Consider the following 15,249-nt stretch of genomic DNA (forward strand, 5'->3'; position numbering starts at 1 on the left):
CAGCACATGCAACGCTACGCCGTATTCGGATCGCCCATCGGCCACTCGCAGTCGCCGCGCATCCATGCCGCGTTCGCGAAGCAGTGCGGCATCGCGATGAACTACGACGCCATCGAGGCCGGCCACGCCGACTTCGCCGCCAAGCTCGCCGCCAGCGGCGTGCGCGGCGCCAACGTCACCCTGCCGCTGAAGGAAGACGCGTTCGCGCTGTGCATGGGCAATGCCAGCACCCGCGCGCAGCGCGCCGGCGCGGCCAACACCCTCATCCGCGACGGCGACAGCTGGCGCGGCGACAACACCGACGGCAGCGGGCTGGTGCGCGACCTGACCGAGCGCCACGGCCTGGATCTGCGCGAGCGCCGCGTGCTGCTGCTGGGCGCCGGCGGCGCCGCACGCGGGGTGGCGCCTGCCCTGCTGGATGCCGGCATCCACTCGCTGTACGTGGCCAACCGCACGCTGGCGCGCGCCGAGGCGCTGGCGGATGCGCTGGGCGAGCCCGGCCGCGTCCATCCGCGCAGCCTTGACGACCTTGCCCGGCTGGGCGAATTCGACCTGCTGATCAATGCCACCTCCGCCACCCGCGGCGGCAGCCTGCCGACGCTGCCGATGGCGCTGGCCGGTCGGCGCAGCGCGGCGGTGGACCTGAGCTACGGCGAGGCGGCGGTGCCGTTCCTGGCCTGGGCCCGCGCCGCCGGCTGCACGCAGGCGCTGGACGGGCTCGGCATGCTGGTGGAACAGGCCGCGGAAAGCTTCCTGCTCTGGCACGGTCTGCGCCCGGAAACCGAAGCGGTGTATGCCGAGCTGCGTGCCCGCAACGATGGGCTGGTGACCGCGGACTGAGGGCGGCATGCCGCCCTCGCATCACCTGCAATTCTGACAGTCAGAGCGCTTGGCCCAGCACACCGCGGTCGACCAGACGGAACGGCGTGCGGCCAGCCATCTGCTCGCTGCCGGCAAGATCGGAAACGCCCACGACCTGTTCGCCCTCCTTGCCCCGCAGCCATGGCACGGGGAGATTGGGGCCGCGGAACTCGTGGCGCCACGCACCATTCAGCGGGTCGACCTTGTCTCCTGACCGGCCCATGCGGAATTCGATCGGTACACGCAGGGTGAGGTCCTCGGCATCCAGCAATTCCGGGTGCGCCGCATCCACGGTGTAGCGCCACTGCGCGGCCACCCGCATGGACTCTCGCTCCAGCAGGGCGCGCGCTTTGTCCAGTACCGAGGACCGGCCCTTGACGTTCAGCAGGCTGGACTGCGACGCCACCACCTCCGCCACCGTGCCATTGGGATTCAGGCGCACGTTCAGCAGCACCGTTCCTTCCACTCCGGCAATCATCAGTCCCTTCGGATAGAGCGGCGGCTGCATCATCTGATGGGTGATGGACACCGGCTGCCGAGGCTGTTCGCCGGCCACATCAATGGTTTCGCCACGCTCGCGGGCGGCCAGCTGCGAGGCTTTCGCCGCCGCGCGGTCTTCCGGGGTAATGGGCGCAAACACCACGTTGTCGATGCCCACCTCATAACCGGCAGGCACTTCCCTGGCCGCCAGAATGATCCGCATCGGCGTCTTCGCCTTGACCGGTTTGCCACCTTGGGTGACTGGCTTCAATCGCCAGACCGGGATCGCCTTGTCAAGAATGTTTCGCAATGCCGGATCCAGCGCCGTGCGCAGGCTGTACTCCTTCACCCGCCCCTCGGTGTCGATGAGCAAGTCGCCGTCCACCCGCATCGTCATCACGCTCTCGCCGACCGCCTGCACCGCCAACCGCTCGCCGGCCTGTGCACCTGCGGACGCCAGCAACAGCGCCAATACCCCCGCCTTCAACGTACGCATCCCCATCTCCCCGTTTGTCGATGTCACCCCCGCAACACCGGATCCCATCCTGCACGAAACGTGTGGAACCGCTCAGCCCACGTCGCCCGCCAAGTACGCGTCCTTCAGCCGCACATAGTGGCCGGCGCTGTAGTACAGCGCCTCGATCTCGGCCTCGCTGAGCATGCGCGCCTTCTTCGCCGGGTTGCCCAGCCACAGTTCGCCCTCGCCCACCACCTTGCCGGGCGCCACCAGCGCGCCGGCGCCGATGAAGGCGTGTTTCTTCACCACCGCGCCGTCCAGCACGATCGCGCCCATGCCCACCAGTACCGCATCCTCGATGGTGCAGGCGTGGATGATCGCCTTGTGGCCGATGGTGACGTCGCTGCCGATGCGGGTGGCGAAGCCGCCCAGCTTGGCGTGCGGGCCGTCGTGGCTGACGTGGATGACCGTGCCGTCCTGGAGATTGGTGCGGTCGCCGATGCGGACGAAGTTGACGTCGCCGCGGATCACCGTGAACGGCCATACCGAGACGTCGTCGCCCAGCACCACGTCGCCGATCACGCAGGCGGCGGGGTCGATGTAGGCGCGCGTGCCGAGGGTGGGGGTGATGCCGCGGTAGGGTCGGATGTTCATGGCTGGATTCTAGCGCCGGCGCGACTACACTGCCCCGTATGGACAGCGCCGATACCCCGCTCCACGACCTGCAGCCCACCCTCGAACGCCTGCGCGCGGCCTGGCAGGCGAACAAGCCGGACCATGCGCAGCGCCGCGACGACCTGCAGCGCCTGCGCGACGCGCTGAAGCGGCGGCTGGACGAGATGGCGCGCACGATTGCCGCCGACTTTGGCCACCGCTCGCTGGACGAAAGCCGCATCGCCGACGGCATGACCGCGCTCAACGAGATCGACCACCTGCTCAAGCACCTGCGCGGCTGGATGAAGCCGCGCCGGGTCGGCGTGGGCTGGCGCTTCCTGCCGGCACGCGCGCAGGTGCGGCCGATGCCGCTGGGGGTGGTCGGCGTGATCGCGCCGTGGAACTACCCGGTCAACCTGGCGCTGATTCCGCTGGCAACGGCCATCGCCGCCGGCAACCACGTCTACCTGAAGCCGTCCGAACACACCCCGCGCACCAGCGCGTTCCTGCGCGACCTGCTGGCCGAGGTGTTCCCGGCCGACCGCGTTGCCGTCGCCATCGGCGGCGCGGAGGTGGGTGCGGCCTTCGCGGCGCTGCCGTTCGACCATCTGGTGTTCACCGGCTCCACCGCGGTAGGCCGCAAGGTGATGGCCGCCGCCGCGCCCAACCTCACGCCGCTGACGCTGGAGCTGGGCGGCAAATCGCCGGCGCTGGTCGCCGCCGACTACCCCATCGAAAAGGCCGCCGCCCGTATTGCGACAGGCAAGTGGTTCAACTGCGGCCAGACCTGCATCGCGCCCGACTACGTGCTGGTGCCGGCCGACAAGCGCGATGCTTTTGTCGATGCGTTGCGCCGCGAAATCCAGGCGCGCTACGGCAGCGACCTCGGCAACCGCGACGACTACACCCGCATCATCAACGACGGCCAGTACGCGCGCCTGCAGGGCTATCTCGACGACGCGCAGCAGCGTGGCATCGACATCGCCCCCCTGGCCGGCAGCGCCGATCCGGCGCAGCGGCTGCTGCCGCCGACCGTGCTGCTGGAGCCGGGCGATGACGCGAAGGTCATGCAGGACGAAATCTTCGGCCCGCTGCTGCCGGTGAAAAGCTACCGCACGCTGGAAGAAGCGATCGACTACATCAACGGCCACGAACGCCCGCTGGCGCTGTATCCGTTCAGCCACGACCGCGCGGTGATCGAGAAAATCCTGCACGCAACGCTGGCTGGCGGCGTCTCGGTCAACGACACCCTGTTCCACTTTGCCGTGCCCACCCTGCCGTTCGGCGGCGTCGGCGCCAGCGGCATGGGCGCTTATCACAGCCGCACCGGCTTCGATGCGATGAGCAAGCTGCTGCCGGTGCTGTGGCAGGCGCGGCGCACCGGCGGCGACCTGCTCAAGCCGCCGTACTCGAAGGCGAAGTGGCTGATCGACCTGATCGTGCGCTGAGCAACGGCGCGCACGCTCACGGCCCCTTCATGGGTCGATGGGCCTTGATGGACGCATGGTTTCCACTGCGCCATCCACGCCGGCGAACCGGAATCCGCGGGTAGGCTGCGCGGGCTGGTCGATTCCTGCGCGCCATCGTGAGCTGTTCGGCGAGGGTGACAGCGCGCTGGCGCGCTACGCCACCCGCTTCTCCGCGGTGGAGATCAACTCCTCGTTCTACCGGGCGCACCAGCCCACGACCTACGCACGCTGGGCGGCAACGGTGCCGGCCGACTTCCGCTTCTCGGTCAAGATGCCGCGCGCCATTTCGCATGAGCACCGGCTGCGCGACAGCGAGGCGCTGCTCGACGCTTTTCTCGGCGAGTCGGGCGCGCTCGGCGACAGGCTGGGCGGGTTCCTGCTGCAGCTGCCGCCCACGCTTGCCTTCGACGATGCCGTCGCCGCCGCGTTCCTCACCGAGTTCCGCCGCCGCAGCGACGCCCCGGTCGCCTGCGAGCCGCGCCATGCCAGCTGGTTCACCCCGCGCGCCGAGGCATTGCTGGCGGCGCAGGGCGTGTCGCGGGTCGCGGCCGACCCGCCGCGCGCCGTGGCCGGTGCGGCGCCCGGCGGCGACCCCGGCTGGCATTACTGGCGCTGGCATGGCTCGCCGGAGATCTATCGCAGCGCCTATCCGGACGCACGGCTGCAGGCGCTTGCCAGCGCGATCACCGGGATCGGCACCAACAGCGCCAGCTGGGTGATCTTCGACAACACCGCCGGCGGCCACGCAATCGCCGACGCCAGCCGGCTGCAGTCGCTGCTGGCTGCAGATGCGGCCGGCGGCGACCATGCCTGAAGGCCCCTCGATCATCATCATGCGCGAGGCCGCGACCAGGTTCCGCGGCAAGACCGTGCGCGAGGTCGACGGCAACAGCAAGCTGGACCTGCAGCGCATGCGCGGCCGCAAGGTGGTCGGGGTGCGCAGCTGGGGCAAGCACTTCCTGCTCGAGTTCCGCGGCTTCAGCCTGCGCGCCCACCTGCTGCTGTTCGGCTCCTGGCTGATCGATGCGGAGAAGGCGGCAACACCGCGCCTGTCGCTGCGCTTCGACAACGGCACGCTGAACCTCTACGCCTGCTCGCTGAAGTACATCGAAGGCGCACTGGACGAGGCGTACGACTGGCGCGGCGACGTGATGGCCCCCGAATGGGACCCGAAGCTGGCGCGGACCAAACTGAAACGGCAGCCGGAGGTGCTGGTCTGCGACGCGCTGCTGCACCAGGATGTGTTTGCCGGCGTCGGCAACATCATCAAGAACGAAGTGCTGTTCCGCATCCGCGTGCATCCCGCCAGCACGGTCGGCGCGCTGCCGCCGCGCCTGCTGGGGAAAATGATCAAGGACGCGCGCGACTACAGCTTCCAGTTCCTGGAATGGAAGAAACAGTACGTGCTGCGCCAGCACTGGCTGGTGCACAACAAGGGGCAGTGCCCGAACTGTGGCGGCAAGCTGACCCGCCAGCACATGGGCACCCGCAATCGGCGCACATTCTTCTGCGTGCGCTGCCAGCCGCTGTATCCGCCGCCGGCCTAGCTGCCCAGGTGCAGCAACGCGCGCCCTTCGTCCGTCACCAGTGCCGACAGGTCGCCCCCGAAGGCGCCGTGCGCCTCCGCGAGATCGCGCACCGCATCGACCTCCTGCGGCGTCAGCACGCCGTCGCGGGCATTGCGCACGGCCTGGTCGAGCACCGTCGCCAGCACATGGCGCTGGGTGTGCAGGCTCGCGCCGATGAGCCCGCGTGCGTCCGCATGCACGACGAACCCTTGCGCCTCGCAGCTGCGGACGAAGTCCTGCGCCGCCAACGATGCGCCACGGAACCATTCGGTGGCACCACCGGCAAATGCCCGCATGGTCAACGGCACCGGGCAGGCGTGGGCTTTCAGGCGCCGGTGCAGCGCGGTCTCCAGCGCCTGTGCGTCGCTCCGCGATTCAGTCTCGACCAGCAGGCTGTGCTCGATGTCGAAGGCTTCGAACCAGCGCGGATGGAAGGATGACCAGCGCGCGAGCGGGTCGGCAGTCAACCCGGCCTTGAGCAGATCCTCGGCGCCACTCATGCGCAGCACGTAGAGGAAGGCGGGGCCGTGGCGGGCGCTGGGCATCGCGGTTGGTGGCCGATAAGTTGGAAGCGGAACGGGGCAGGCGACGCCGAACGGCGCCGGGTACGGTAGGCTGCGGCGGATTCGGTCCGCCTCGCCCCCAAGAGTCTGCATGAAGATCGCCAGCTGGAACGTCAATTCGCTCAACGTGCGCCTGCCGCAGCTGCAGCAATGGCTGGCCGACTTCGCCCCGGACGTGGTGGGTCTGCAGGAAACCAAGCTGGAAGACCATCGCTTCCCGGACGACGCGCTGCTGGAAGCCGGTTACCGCAGCGTCTTCCACGGCCAGAAGACCTACAACGGCGTGGCGATCCTGGCCCGTGAGCGCAGCATCGCGGACGTGCAGGTCGCCATTCCCGGCTTCGACGATCCGCAGGCGCGGGCGATCGCGGCCAGCGTGGGTGACGTGCGCATCGTCAATCTCTACGTGGTCAACGGCCAGGACGTGGGCACCGACAAATACGCCTACAAGCTGCGCTGGCTGGAAGCGGTGCACGGCTGGCTGGCCGACGAGCTGCGCCGGCATCCGAAGCTGGTGGTGCTGGGCGATTTCAACATCGCGCCCGACGACCGCGACGTGCACGATCCGGCCACCTGGAACGACGGCCATATCCTCACTTCCACCGCCGAACGCGATGCCCTGCAGCGGCTGCTGGCGTTGGGCCTGCATGACGGCTTCCGGCTGCACAACGACGAGGGTGGCATCTTCAGCTGGTGGGACTACCGGCAGGCGGCGTTCCGCCGCAATCTCGGCCTGCGCATCGACCTGACCCTGGTCTCGGACGCGCTGCGCGATGCGACGGTGGCCTCCGGAATCGACCGCAACCCGCGCCAGTGGGAACGGCCCAGCGACCACGCGCCGGCGTTCATCGAGCTGGGCTGAGCCGGCTCGCGGCCTCGCAATAAGCGAAGGCCCGGGGTTCCCGGGCCTTCGCAAGACATCCTTGTCCTGACATCCCTGTCAAGCCGGGTTTCAGCGCACGCGGCCGCGACGGAACAGGTTGACGATGGCGAGCAGGATGATCGCGCCGAGGAAGGCGGATACGTAGGCCATGACGCCGGCGCCGCCGATCAGCGGGGCAATCAGCCAGCCGCCAAGCCACGAACCGATGATGCCGACCACGACGTTGAGGATGATGCCCTGCTGGCCGTCGGTCTTCATGACGAGGCTGGCCAGCCAGCCGATGATGCCGCCGATGATCAACCAGATGATGAGATTCATGACATGTCTCCTGGAAAACGGAAAGAAAGTCCCGGATGGGCTGGCTTGTCTGACCCGACGCGTAAATCGCGGCGGACGGATGCAGTCTTCCCCAGCCCGCGTGATGACCGCGTTCGCACGACCGAGCCGTCGTTCAGCGATGCCGACGGCGCGTGAAGACGGCAACCGCGGCGGCATACTGTGCGCATGACCGTGGATACCGATTCGCTGCGCCCCGAGCTTGAAGCAGGCCTTGCGCAACTCGATCTCGAACCCGCGCTGGCCGCGCCGCTGCTGGACTACCTGGCGCTGCTGGCGCGCTGGAACGCGACCTACAACCTCACCGCCATCCGCGACCCGCGCGAGATGCTGGCCAAGCACCTGCTGGACTCGCTGGCGATGCAGCCGTTCGTGCGCGGGATCGGCACGCTCGCCGACCTCGGCACCGGCCCCGGCCTGCCCGGCATCCCGCTGGCCATCGCCACGCCGGGCCTGCAGGTGACGCTGGTGGAAAGCAACGGCAAGAAGGCGCGCTTCCTGCGCGAGGCGGTGCGCCAGCTCAAGCTGGGCAACGTGCAGGTGGCGGAATCGCGGATCGAAGCGTTCCGGCCCGGCACCACGTTCGACGCCATCACCGCGCGCGCGCTGGCCACCCTGCCGCTGATCCTGCAGCTGGGCGGGCACCTGCCCGGCCCCGACGGCAGGCTGCTGGCGATGAAGGGCGTGCTGCCGGATGACGAGATCGCCGCGCTGCCGGCGGGATGGCGGGTCGCCGCAATCTATCCGCTGCGCGTGCCTGGACTTTCCGCCGAGCGCCATCTGCTGGAAATCGTGCGTACCCGGGCATAAGGCATAATCCTCTGTCGCCTGCCTGCCCCGGCGCAGGCCCAGCCGCAGGAACACACGCCGCATGGCCCGCATCATCGCCATTGCCAACCAGAAGGGTGGGGTCGGCAAGACCACGACCGCCGTCAACCTCGCCGCCGCGCTGGCGCGGACGCCCATGCGCGTGCTGCTGGTGGACCTGGATCCGCAGGGCAACGCCACCATGGGCAGCGGCATCGACAAGCGCGAGCTCGGTGCGTCGGTGACCGACGTCCTGCTGGGCGAGGCGCAGCCGGCCGACGCGGTGGTGCGCAGCGCCGACGGCTACGACCTGCTGCCCGGCAACATCGACCTGACCGCCGCCGAGATCCAGCTGATGGATGCGGCCAACCGCGAAGGCCGACTGAAGGCGGCGCTGGAAACCCTGCGCGGCGGCTATGACTTCGTGCTGATCGACTGCCCGCCGTCGCTTTCGGTGCTCACCCTCAACGCGCTGACCGCGGCGGATTCGGTGCTGGTGCCGATGCAGTGCGAGTACTACGCGCTGGAAGGCCTGTCGGCGCTGATCGACACCATCGAGGGCCTGAAGGGCCGGTTCAACCCTGCGCTCGAGATCGAAGGCGTGCTGCGCACCATGTTCGACGTGCGCAACAACCTTGCCAACGCGGTGTCGGCCGAACTGACCAACCACTTCGGCGACCTGGTGTTCCGCACCATCGTGCCGCGCAACGTGCGCCTGGCCGAAGCGCCCAGCCATGGCCAGAGCATCCTCGGCTACGACAAGGCCAGCCGCGGCAGCGTGGCCTATCTTGGCCTGGCCGGCGAAGTCCTGCGCCGCCAGCGCGAACGCAGCCAGAAACAGAAGGAGACCGCCGCATGACTGCTGGCAAGGAGGCCGCAAAGGGCGGTGCCAAGAAGCGTGGCCTGGGCCGCGGACTGGAAGCCCTGCTGGGCCCCAAGGCAGCGGCCGATGCGCCGGCGCTGCAGGCGATGCCGGGCGACGTGCTGCGCACCCTGCCGGTGGACGCGATGGTGTCGGGCAAGTACCAGCCGCGTCGCACCATGGACGACGCCAAGCTGGACGAGTTGGCCGCGTCGATCCGCGCGCAGGGCGTGATCCAGCCGATCGTGGTGCGCGAACGCATGGGCGCCGACGGCAAGGGCGGCCGCACCTACGAGATCATCGCCGGCGAGCGCCGCTGGCGCGCGTCGCAGCGCGCGGGCCTGGCCGAAGTGCCGGTGGTGGTGCGCGAGGTCGACGACCGCACCGTGGTGGCGATGGCGCTGATCGAGAACATCCAGCGCGAAGACCTCAACCCGCTGGAGGAAGCGCAGGCGCTGCAGCGGCTGATCGACGAGTTCGACCTGACCCACGCCGCCGCCGCCGAAGCGGTGGGCCGCTCACGCGCCGCCGTCTCCAACCTGCTGCGCCTGCTGGAACTGCCGGAAGCGGTGCGCGTGCTGGTGCAGACCGGCGCGATAGAAATGGGCCACGCGCGCGCGCTGCTGCCGCTGGCCGAGCCGATGGCGGTGGCGCTGGCGAAGCAGGCCGCCGACGAAGGCTGGTCGGTGCGCCAGGTCGAGCACCGCGTGCAGCAGATCGCCGCCGGCAAGGTGCCGGTGGAGCCGCGCAAGTCCGCGCCGAAGGCAAAGCCGCCGCAGGCCGACATCGCCGCGCTGGAGCGCGAGCTGTCGGACACGCTGGGCAGCAAGGTCAACGTGCTCAACGGCCGCGGCAACAAGGGCAAGCTGGTGATCCACTACGCCAACCTCGACGCGCTGGATGGCGTGCTGGAGCGGCTGCGCAACCGGTCGTGAGGGCACAGCGCGCATGAGCGGATCTCCGCAACTCTCGGTCGTCGTCCCGGTCCACAACGAGGAAGACAACCTCGCCCCACTGGCCGGCGAGATCGTGGCCGCGCTGCGTGGGCGGATCGACTTCGAAATCGTGTACGTGGACGACGCCTCACGCGACGCCACCCTGGCGCGCCTGCGAGAATTGCAGGCGACCACGCCGGAACTGCGCGTGGTCCGCCACCTAACCAACGCCGGCCAGAGCACCGCCGTGCGCAACGGGGTCAAGGCCGCGCGCGCGCCGTGGATCGCGACGCTGGACGGCGACGGCCAGAACGACCCGGCCGACATTCCCAACCTGCTGGCCAAACGTGACGCTTCGCCCGAGGCGGTGAAGCTGTTCGCCGGCTGGCGGGTCAACCGCCAGGATTCCGGCAGCAAGCGCTGGGCGTCGAAATTCGCCAACGCGATCCGAGCACGGCTGCTGCGTGACGCCACCCCCGACACCGGCTGCGGCATCAAGCTGTTCGCGCGCGAAGCGTTCCTCGACCTGCCCTACTTCGACCACATGCACCGCTACCTGCCAGCGCTGATGCAGCGCGCCGGCTGGCAGACCGTCAGCGTGCCGGTCAACCACCGCCACCGCACCGCCGGCGTGTCCAAGTACAACAACCTCGGCCGCGCCATGGTCGGCATCAAGGACCTGTTCGGGGTGTCCTGGCTGATCCAGCGCAGCCGCCGCACCGCCACCGAGGAACTGTCGCGGTGATCGCGCTGCTGGCGGCGGCGCCGGCCGGTTTCATGGACACGCCGCTGGCGGCGCTGGCCTGGACCGGCATCCACATGAGCCCGTGGAAGCTGATCGGGCTGGTCGGCGCACTGATGTTCGGCGGCCGCTGGCTGGTGCAGTTCATCGCCAGCAAGCGCCACGGCAAGCCGGTGATCCCGCGGCTGTTCTGGTACATGAGCATCCTCGGCAGCCTGATGACGCTGAGCTATTTCGTGTTCGGCAAGAACGACGCGGTGGGCATCCTGCAGAACCTGTTCCCCAGTTTCACCGCCTGCTACAGCCTGTACCTGGACATCCGCCATCGCGGCTGGAAGCGCGACCGCGCCGGCCATTGAGCCGCCTGTCTCGATGCTACGATCCGGGCACCCCGCCACCGCCGGTTCCCGCCCCGTGAAGTCCATCGCCCGCGCCAGCCTGCTGGCCCTGTGCCTGTCGTCCGCCCTCGTCCACGCACAGACATCGCCAGCCGCGCCGGCTCCTGCCCAATCGATCAGTGCCGCCGATGCCGCGTTCCGCGCGATCTACCAGGCCGAATGGAAATGGCGGATGCAGCAGGCCGGGGCGTGGACCGAAGACAGCGACGAGACCAGCCGCACGCCCGCGCGCAGCCTGCCCGACGTCAGCCCACAAGCGTTGCAGAAGCAGCTCACCTATCTCGATGGCGTGCTGCGCCAGCTAGACGGCATCGAGGTGGCCGCGCTGTCGCCGGCCGAGCAGCTGAACTACGCGATCTACCGTCCGCAGATCGAGCACAAAGCGGCGGAGATCCGCCTGCGCGACCACGAGATGCCGTTCAATTCCGACAGCTCGTTCTGGTCCAACCTCGACTTCATGGCCCGCGCCAACCTGCGCAGCGCCGACGATTACCGCGCCTACGCGGCGCGGTTGCGCGACGTGCCGCGCTACTTCGACCAGCAGATCGCCAACATGCGCACCGGGCTGGCGCGCGGCTTCTCGGTGCCGCGCGCGGTGCTGCCGGGCCGCGATGTGTCGATCGCGATGACCGCGGAACTGAAGGACCCGGAAGCCGCCTCGCTGTGGGCGCCCTACAAGACGATCCCGGCCGGCATCCCCACCGCCGAGCAGGACGCGCTGCGCGCCGAAGGCCGCGCCGCGATCCGCGAGGCGGTGATCCCCGCCTTCGCCAGACTGCTGGTGTTTTTCCGCAGCGAGTACATGCCGAAAGCGCGCGCCACGCTGGCGGCCGAGGCGATGCCGAACGGCGAGGCCTGGTATCGCGAGCAGATCCGCAAATACACCACCCTGGAGCTGACGCCCGACCAGATCCACGCCATCGGCCTGCAGGAAGTGGCCGGCATCCGCGCCGAGATGGAGGCGATCATCGACGGCCTGGGCTTCGCAGGCAAATCGAAGGAAACCCGCTTCAACGATTTCCTGACCTTCCTGCGCACCGACCCGCAGTTCTACGCATCGAGCCCGCAGGAACTGCTCAACCACGCCGCCTGGATCAGCAAGCGGGTGGACGGACAGGTCGGCAGGATCATCGGCACCCTGCCGCGCGGGCGCTTCACCATCGTGCCGGTGCCGCCGGCGATCGCGCCGTTCTGGACCGCAGGCCGCGGCGGCGCCGGCACCTACTGGGTCAACACCTACGACCTGCCGTCGCGCCCGCTGTACAACCTGCCGGCGCTGACCCTGCACGAATCCGCCCCCGGCCACGCGCTGCAGGGCGCGCTGGCGCAGGAACAGGGGGAAGTGCCCGGCTTCCGCCGGGAGTACATCAGCGCCTACGGCGAGGGCTGGGGCCTGTACAGCGAGTGGCTGGGCAAGGAGATGGGCATCTACGAGACGCCCTACGACGATTTCGGCCGGCTCACCTACGCGATGTGGCGCGCCTGCCGGCTGGTCATCGACACCGGCGTCCACCACAAGGGCTGGAGCCGCGAGCAGGCGCTGGCCTACCTGCGCGACAACACCGCGCTGTCCGAGCACGAGGTGACCACCGAGGTCGACCGCTACATCAGCTGGCCCGGCCAGGCGCTGAGCTACAAGCTGGGCGAGATCACCATCATGCGCCTGCGTCGCGAGGCGGAAGCCGCGCTGGGGCCGAAGTTCGACGTGCGCGCCTTCCACGACGCCATCCTGTCGCAAGGCTCGGTGCCGCTGCCGGTGCTGGAATCGCAGATCCGCGCCTGGGTGGCGGTGAAAGCGGCCGCGCCCTGACGCGCGGCGGGACGGACGCCACGGCCAGACGCGGCGGCGCAAGCCAAGTATTTGCGCGCAAAGGGGAAAGCCCGCATAATGCGCGGCTCGCTGCGTCCTGCAGCGCTTCCCGTCGTGGATTTCACGCCGGGGCCGCCGTCACCCGGGCTACGGGCGACAACCACACACCATCGAGGTGCACAGTGTCCAAAGTCTGCCAAGTCACCGGCAAGCGCACGATCTCCGGCAACAATGTTTCGCATTCGAACCGGAAAACCCGTCGTCGCTTCATGCCCAACCTCCACGAGCGTCGCTTCTGGGTCGCTTCGGAAAACCGCTGGGTCAAGCTCCGCATTTCCAATGCCGCGCTGCGCACCATCGACAAGAACGGCATCGATGCCGTCCTGGCCGACCTGCGCAAGCAGGGCGAGAAGGTCTGAGGAGGACTGAATCATGGCTACCAAGCGCGACAAGATCCGTCTGATTTCCTCGGCCGGCACCGGTCATTTCTACACGACCGACAAGAACAAGAAGAACACCCCGAACAAGATGGAGGTCAGCAAGTACGACCCCGTCGTTCGCAAGCACGTGATGTACAAGGAAGGCAAGATCAAGTAAGCCGCGGCGCATCGCGCGCCGGCCTTGCCCTCCCGGAAAACCCGCCCCACGGCGGGTTTTCTTTTGCCTGCCGCTGGCGTTCGCGCGGGGCCTGCGGCTCAGCCGCCAGCCGGCGCCACCCGCGCATCGTCGACGCCATCGAAGCTGAAGACGTCGCCGGCGGCATTGACCAGCACCAGCCTGGGCGGCTGCGCCTGCTCGAAACGCATCGCCAGCCGGCCCTGCAGACGGTTGGCCACCTGTCCGTCGAGGCGGCCCAGCGCCGGGTCGGCGCAGGGCGTCATCGCCACGCTGAAAGGTTCGACCAGCAGGCTGTCGGCGCTCGGTGCATGGCGCGCGCTCATCACGTTGCAGGCATTGCCCACGCTGACCAGCGAGGCGTTGAAATCCAGCTGCACCGGCAGCTGCGGACGCACGAACAGCGCATCGATGCGGCGACCCCCGGCGTCCACCGCGGCGACCAGGCGCCAGTGGTGGCGGGTCAGCGCGAGCACCGCGTGCAGGGCGCCGGCGGGTGCCGGCGTGGCCTGCTGCATCTGCGCAGGCGGCGGGGTGACGGACTGCGCCTCCAGCGTGGGCGCGGGCACCGCGGCCGGCGCCACGGCGGGCTGGCAGCCGGCCAGCAGCAGGCCGGGCAAGGCGATCATCGACACTTTGCGCACGACCTTTCCTCCGCGGTTGGCTCCGCTCACTGGCCCGCCGGCAACCACAGCAGCAGCGCCACGCCCAGCACGATGCGGTAGATCGCGAATGCGGTAAAGCGGTGGCCCTGGATGTAGCGCAGCAGCCATTTCACCGCCACGAACGCGGTCACCGCCGAGGCGACGAAGGCCACCCCCAGTGCGTTCCAGTCCACGTTGGCGAAGCCGCCGTCGCTCCACAGCGACAGCAGCTCGTAACCGGTGGCGGCGAACATGGTGGGGATGCCGACCAGGAACGCGAATTCGGTCGCCGCCGCGCGGCTGGTGGTGCCGGCCAGCAGCGCCACGAAGATGGTGGCGGCGCTGCGCGAGGTGCCGGGAAACACCCCCGCCAGCACCTGCGCCACGCCCACCAGCAACGCCGTGCGCCAGGCGATCGCGGTGCGTTCGCCGTCGCGCGCCGCGCGCCGCGCCGCCCACTGCTCCGCCAGCAGCATCCACAGCGCGCCGATGATCAGCGCCCAGGCGATCGGCTGCACGGTGGCCGGCAGGTGGAACGGCGTCCATTGCTGGCCGAACAGCGCGCCGATGCGGTCGGCCTTCTTCAGCGCCAGCCCCAGGATCGCGGTCACCAGGAACGCGCCGGCCAGCTTGAAGGCGTAGTCGCGCGACTGCGCCGGCGTGGTGGACACGCCCAGCGGGTCGAATTCGGCCGGCGCGTCGCGTCCGGCGAACGCGACCAGCATGCCCCAGAGCCGCTTCCAGTAGATCAGCACCACGGCCAGGATCGCGCCGGCCTGGATGGCGATGTTGAACAGGTCGCTGCGCGGCCCGAGCCAGTGCTGGGCAATGAGCAGGTGGCCGGTACTGGAGATCGGCAGGAATTCGGTGATGCCTTCGATGATGCCCAGCAGCAGGGCGGCAAGCAGCTCGTACATGGGGGAAAGCGGGGCCGGGGAAGTGTGCGCCGGGCGCACGGGCAGTCGCGCAGCATACCCGATGCGCCGCTTGCACGATTTCGGTGCATTCACGCCCGCAAGCTCATCAATTTGGTGCAAACGCTTTTGCACGGTGACGCGCACGCCATTGCAAATCAATAACTTGCGCTTAAGTCCAAGTTGGCACGCCGCATGCTTTATGCATTGGGTCGACACCGCGATGCCTTTCCTCATTCCTGCCCCGGAGC

The 15,249-nt window shown here is 69.0% G+C and carries 19 protein-coding genes; 13 read left to right on the forward strand and 6 right to left on the reverse strand.

From position 1 onward, the window contains the following. Positions 1-6: 6 nt before the first annotated feature. Positions 7-840 (forward strand): shikimate dehydrogenase, encoded by an 834-nt coding sequence (gene aroE, locus E5S66_RS00620; RefSeq protein WP_138346591.1) that lies wholly within the window; start codon positions 7-9, stop codon positions 838-840. Positions 841-880: 40 nt separating this feature from the next. Here the strand turns inward: aroE and E5S66_RS00625 are convergent, their stop codons facing one another. Then, on the reverse strand, positions 881-1,837 hold the full coding sequence (locus E5S66_RS00625; protein WP_138346593.1) for an energy transducer TonB: 957 nt from the start codon (positions 1,835-1,837) through the stop codon (positions 881-883). 72 nt (positions 1,838-1,909) lie between these two features. Continuing rightward, a complete protein-coding gene (locus E5S66_RS00630) occupies positions 1,910-2,452 on the reverse strand; it encodes a gamma carbonic anhydrase family protein (protein WP_138346596.1) in 543 nt (180 codons plus the stop codon). Between the two features lie 38 nt (positions 2,453-2,490). Here E5S66_RS00630 and E5S66_RS00635 point away from each other — a divergent pair, with 38 nt between their 5' ends. The 3 genes from E5S66_RS00635 to E5S66_RS00645 are packed head-to-tail and all read left to right on the forward strand — an operon-like array spanning position 2,491 to position 5,468. Beyond that, positions 2,491-3,900 (forward strand): coniferyl aldehyde dehydrogenase, encoded by a 1,410-nt coding sequence (locus E5S66_RS00635; RefSeq protein WP_138346599.1) that lies wholly within the window; start codon positions 2,491-2,493, stop codon positions 3,898-3,900. Positions 3,901-3,955: 55 nt separating this feature from the next. After that, positions 3,956-4,735, forward strand: a complete 780-nt coding sequence (locus E5S66_RS00640; RefSeq protein ID WP_138346601.1) for a DUF72 domain-containing protein — start codon at positions 3,956-3,958, stop codon at positions 4,733-4,735. Continuing rightward, positions 4,728-5,468, forward strand: coding sequence for a DNA-formamidopyrimidine glycosylase family protein (locus tag E5S66_RS00645; protein WP_138346603.1), 741 nt, complete (start codon positions 4,728-4,730; stop codon positions 5,466-5,468). Before E5S66_RS00640 ends, E5S66_RS00645 begins: the two co-directional genes overlap by 8 nt. On the opposite strand, the gene E5S66_RS00650 is transcribed toward E5S66_RS00645, so the two are convergent. Beyond that, positions 5,465-6,178 (reverse strand): GIY-YIG nuclease family protein, encoded by a 714-nt coding sequence (locus tag E5S66_RS00650; RefSeq protein WP_138346606.1) that lies wholly within the window; start codon positions 6,176-6,178, stop codon positions 5,465-5,467. The genes E5S66_RS00645 and E5S66_RS00650 overlap by 4 nt on opposite strands. Between E5S66_RS00650 and xth the strand changes: the two genes are divergently transcribed. Next, positions 6,144-6,914 (forward strand): exodeoxyribonuclease III, encoded by a 771-nt coding sequence (xth, locus tag E5S66_RS00655; RefSeq protein ID WP_028840071.1) that lies wholly within the window; start codon positions 6,144-6,146, stop codon positions 6,912-6,914. The two genes, E5S66_RS00650 and xth, sit on opposite strands and share 35 nt — an antisense overlap. Before the next feature lie 90 nt (positions 6,915-7,004). Here xth and E5S66_RS00660 read toward each other — a convergent pair whose 3' ends face one another. Further along, the gene (locus tag E5S66_RS00660; RefSeq protein WP_028840072.1) at positions 7,005-7,253 is read right to left on the reverse strand and encodes a GlsB/YeaQ/YmgE family stress response membrane protein; all 249 of its coding nucleotides are present in this window, start codon (positions 7,251-7,253) and stop codon (positions 7,005-7,007) included. 186 nt (positions 7,254-7,439) lie between these two features. On the opposite strand from E5S66_RS00660, the gene rsmG reads away from it, so the two are divergent. From rsmG to rpmG, 8 genes are all read left to right on the forward strand, one after another. Beyond that, positions 7,440-8,081, forward strand: a complete 642-nt coding sequence (gene rsmG / locus E5S66_RS00665) for a 16S rRNA (guanine(527)-N(7))-methyltransferase RsmG (protein ID WP_138346609.1) — start codon at positions 7,440-7,442, stop codon at positions 8,079-8,081. Between the two features lie 61 nt (positions 8,082-8,142). Beyond that, the gene (locus tag E5S66_RS00670; protein WP_138346612.1) at positions 8,143-8,937 is read left to right on the forward strand and encodes a ParA family protein; all 795 of its coding nucleotides are present in this window, start codon (positions 8,143-8,145) and stop codon (positions 8,935-8,937) included. After that, positions 8,934-9,875, forward strand: a complete 942-nt coding sequence (locus E5S66_RS00675; RefSeq protein ID WP_138346615.1) for a ParB/RepB/Spo0J family partition protein — start codon at positions 8,934-8,936, stop codon at positions 9,873-9,875. The genes E5S66_RS00670 and E5S66_RS00675 overlap by 4 nt, the downstream gene beginning before the upstream one ends. 13 nt (positions 9,876-9,888) lie before the next feature. After that, positions 9,889-10,620, forward strand: coding sequence for a glycosyltransferase family 2 protein (locus E5S66_RS00680; protein WP_138346618.1), 732 nt, complete (start codon positions 9,889-9,891; stop codon positions 10,618-10,620). Between the two features lie 32 nt (positions 10,621-10,652). Continuing rightward, on the forward strand, positions 10,653-10,976 hold the full coding sequence (locus tag E5S66_RS00685) for a lipid-A-disaccharide synthase N-terminal domain-containing protein (protein ID WP_138347763.1): 324 nt from the start codon (positions 10,653-10,655) through the stop codon (positions 10,974-10,976). Positions 10,977-10,989: 13 nt separating this feature from the next. Beyond that, the gene (locus tag E5S66_RS00690) at positions 10,990-12,825 is read left to right on the forward strand and encodes a DUF885 domain-containing protein (protein ID WP_138346621.1); all 1,836 of its coding nucleotides are present in this window, start codon (positions 10,990-10,992) and stop codon (positions 12,823-12,825) included. 182 nt (positions 12,826-13,007) lie between these two features. Next, positions 13,008-13,244 carry a 50S ribosomal protein L28 gene (gene rpmB, locus E5S66_RS00695; RefSeq protein ID WP_138346623.1) on the forward strand — a complete coding sequence of 79 codons (237 nt, stop codon included), beginning with the start codon at positions 13,008-13,010 and terminating at the stop codon, positions 13,242-13,244. A 10-nt stretch (positions 13,245-13,254) separates the two neighbouring features. Continuing rightward, positions 13,255-13,422 (forward strand): 50S ribosomal protein L33, encoded by a 168-nt coding sequence (rpmG, locus tag E5S66_RS00700; protein ID WP_171033465.1) that lies wholly within the window; start codon positions 13,255-13,257, stop codon positions 13,420-13,422. A gap of 98 nt (positions 13,423-13,520) precedes the next feature. Here the strand turns inward: rpmG and E5S66_RS00705 are convergent, their stop codons facing one another. Together E5S66_RS00705 and E5S66_RS00710 are read right to left on the reverse strand one after the other, a co-directional pair. Beyond that, a complete protein-coding gene (locus E5S66_RS00705) occupies positions 13,521-14,069 on the reverse strand; it encodes an META domain-containing protein (protein WP_171033427.1) in 549 nt (182 codons plus the stop codon). A 41-nt stretch (positions 14,070-14,110) separates the two neighbouring features. Beyond that, the gene (locus E5S66_RS00710; RefSeq protein ID WP_138346629.1) at positions 14,111-15,001 is read right to left on the reverse strand and encodes an undecaprenyl-diphosphate phosphatase; all 891 of its coding nucleotides are present in this window, start codon (positions 14,999-15,001) and stop codon (positions 14,111-14,113) included. Positions 15,002-15,249 lie beyond the last annotated feature (248 nt).

This window comes from Thermomonas fusca (genome assembly GCF_005862345.1).
Lineage (GTDB): Bacteria > Pseudomonadota > Gammaproteobacteria > Xanthomonadales > Xanthomonadaceae > Thermomonas > Thermomonas fusca.

What these genes read in the sequence shown, in the direction of transcription:
- E5S66_RS00710 (WP_138346629.1), bottom strand. Translation starts at nt 15,001, where the DNA reads ATGTACGAGCTGCTTGCCGCCCTGCTGCTGGGCATCATCGAAGGCATC.
- E5S66_RS00660 (WP_028840072.1), bottom strand. Translation starts at nt 7,253, where the DNA reads ATGAATCTCATCATCTGGTTGATCATCGGCGGCATCATCGGCTGGCTG.
- E5S66_RS00675 (WP_138346615.1), top strand. Translation starts at nt 8,934, where the DNA reads ATGACTGCTGGCAAGGAGGCCGCAAAGGGCGGTGCCAAGAAGCGTGGC.
- E5S66_RS00630 (WP_138346596.1), bottom strand. Translation starts at nt 2,452, where the DNA reads ATGAACATCCGACCCTACCGCGGCATCACCCCCACCCTCGGCACGCGC.
- E5S66_RS00645 (WP_138346603.1), top strand. Translation starts at nt 4,728, where the DNA reads ATGCCTGAAGGCCCCTCGATCATCATCATGCGCGAGGCCGCGACCAGG.
- E5S66_RS00690 (WP_138346621.1), top strand. Translation starts at nt 10,990, where the DNA reads ATGCTACGATCCGGGCACCCCGCCACCGCCGGTTCCCGCCCCGTGAAG.
- E5S66_RS00705 (WP_171033427.1), bottom strand. Translation starts at nt 14,069, where the DNA reads ATGATCGCCTTGCCCGGCCTGCTGCTGGCCGGCTGCCAGCCCGCCGTG.
- xth (WP_028840071.1), top strand. Translation starts at nt 6,144, where the DNA reads ATGAAGATCGCCAGCTGGAACGTCAATTCGCTCAACGTGCGCCTGCCG.
- rsmG (WP_138346609.1), top strand. Translation starts at nt 7,440, where the DNA reads ATGACCGTGGATACCGATTCGCTGCGCCCCGAGCTTGAAGCAGGCCTT.
- E5S66_RS00685 (WP_138347763.1), top strand. Translation starts at nt 10,653, where the DNA reads ATGGACACGCCGCTGGCGGCGCTGGCCTGGACCGGCATCCACATGAGC.
- E5S66_RS00640 (WP_138346601.1), top strand. Translation starts at nt 3,956, where the DNA reads ATGGTTTCCACTGCGCCATCCACGCCGGCGAACCGGAATCCGCGGGTA.
- E5S66_RS00680 (WP_138346618.1), top strand. Translation starts at nt 9,889, where the DNA reads ATGAGCGGATCTCCGCAACTCTCGGTCGTCGTCCCGGTCCACAACGAG.
- E5S66_RS00670 (WP_138346612.1), top strand. Translation starts at nt 8,143, where the DNA reads ATGGCCCGCATCATCGCCATTGCCAACCAGAAGGGTGGGGTCGGCAAG.
- E5S66_RS00625 (WP_138346593.1), bottom strand. Translation starts at nt 1,837, where the DNA reads ATGCGTACGTTGAAGGCGGGGGTATTGGCGCTGTTGCTGGCGTCCGCA.
- E5S66_RS00635 (WP_138346599.1), top strand. Translation starts at nt 2,491, where the DNA reads ATGGACAGCGCCGATACCCCGCTCCACGACCTGCAGCCCACCCTCGAA.
- aroE (WP_138346591.1), top strand. Translation starts at nt 7, where the DNA reads ATGCAACGCTACGCCGTATTCGGATCGCCCATCGGCCACTCGCAGTCG.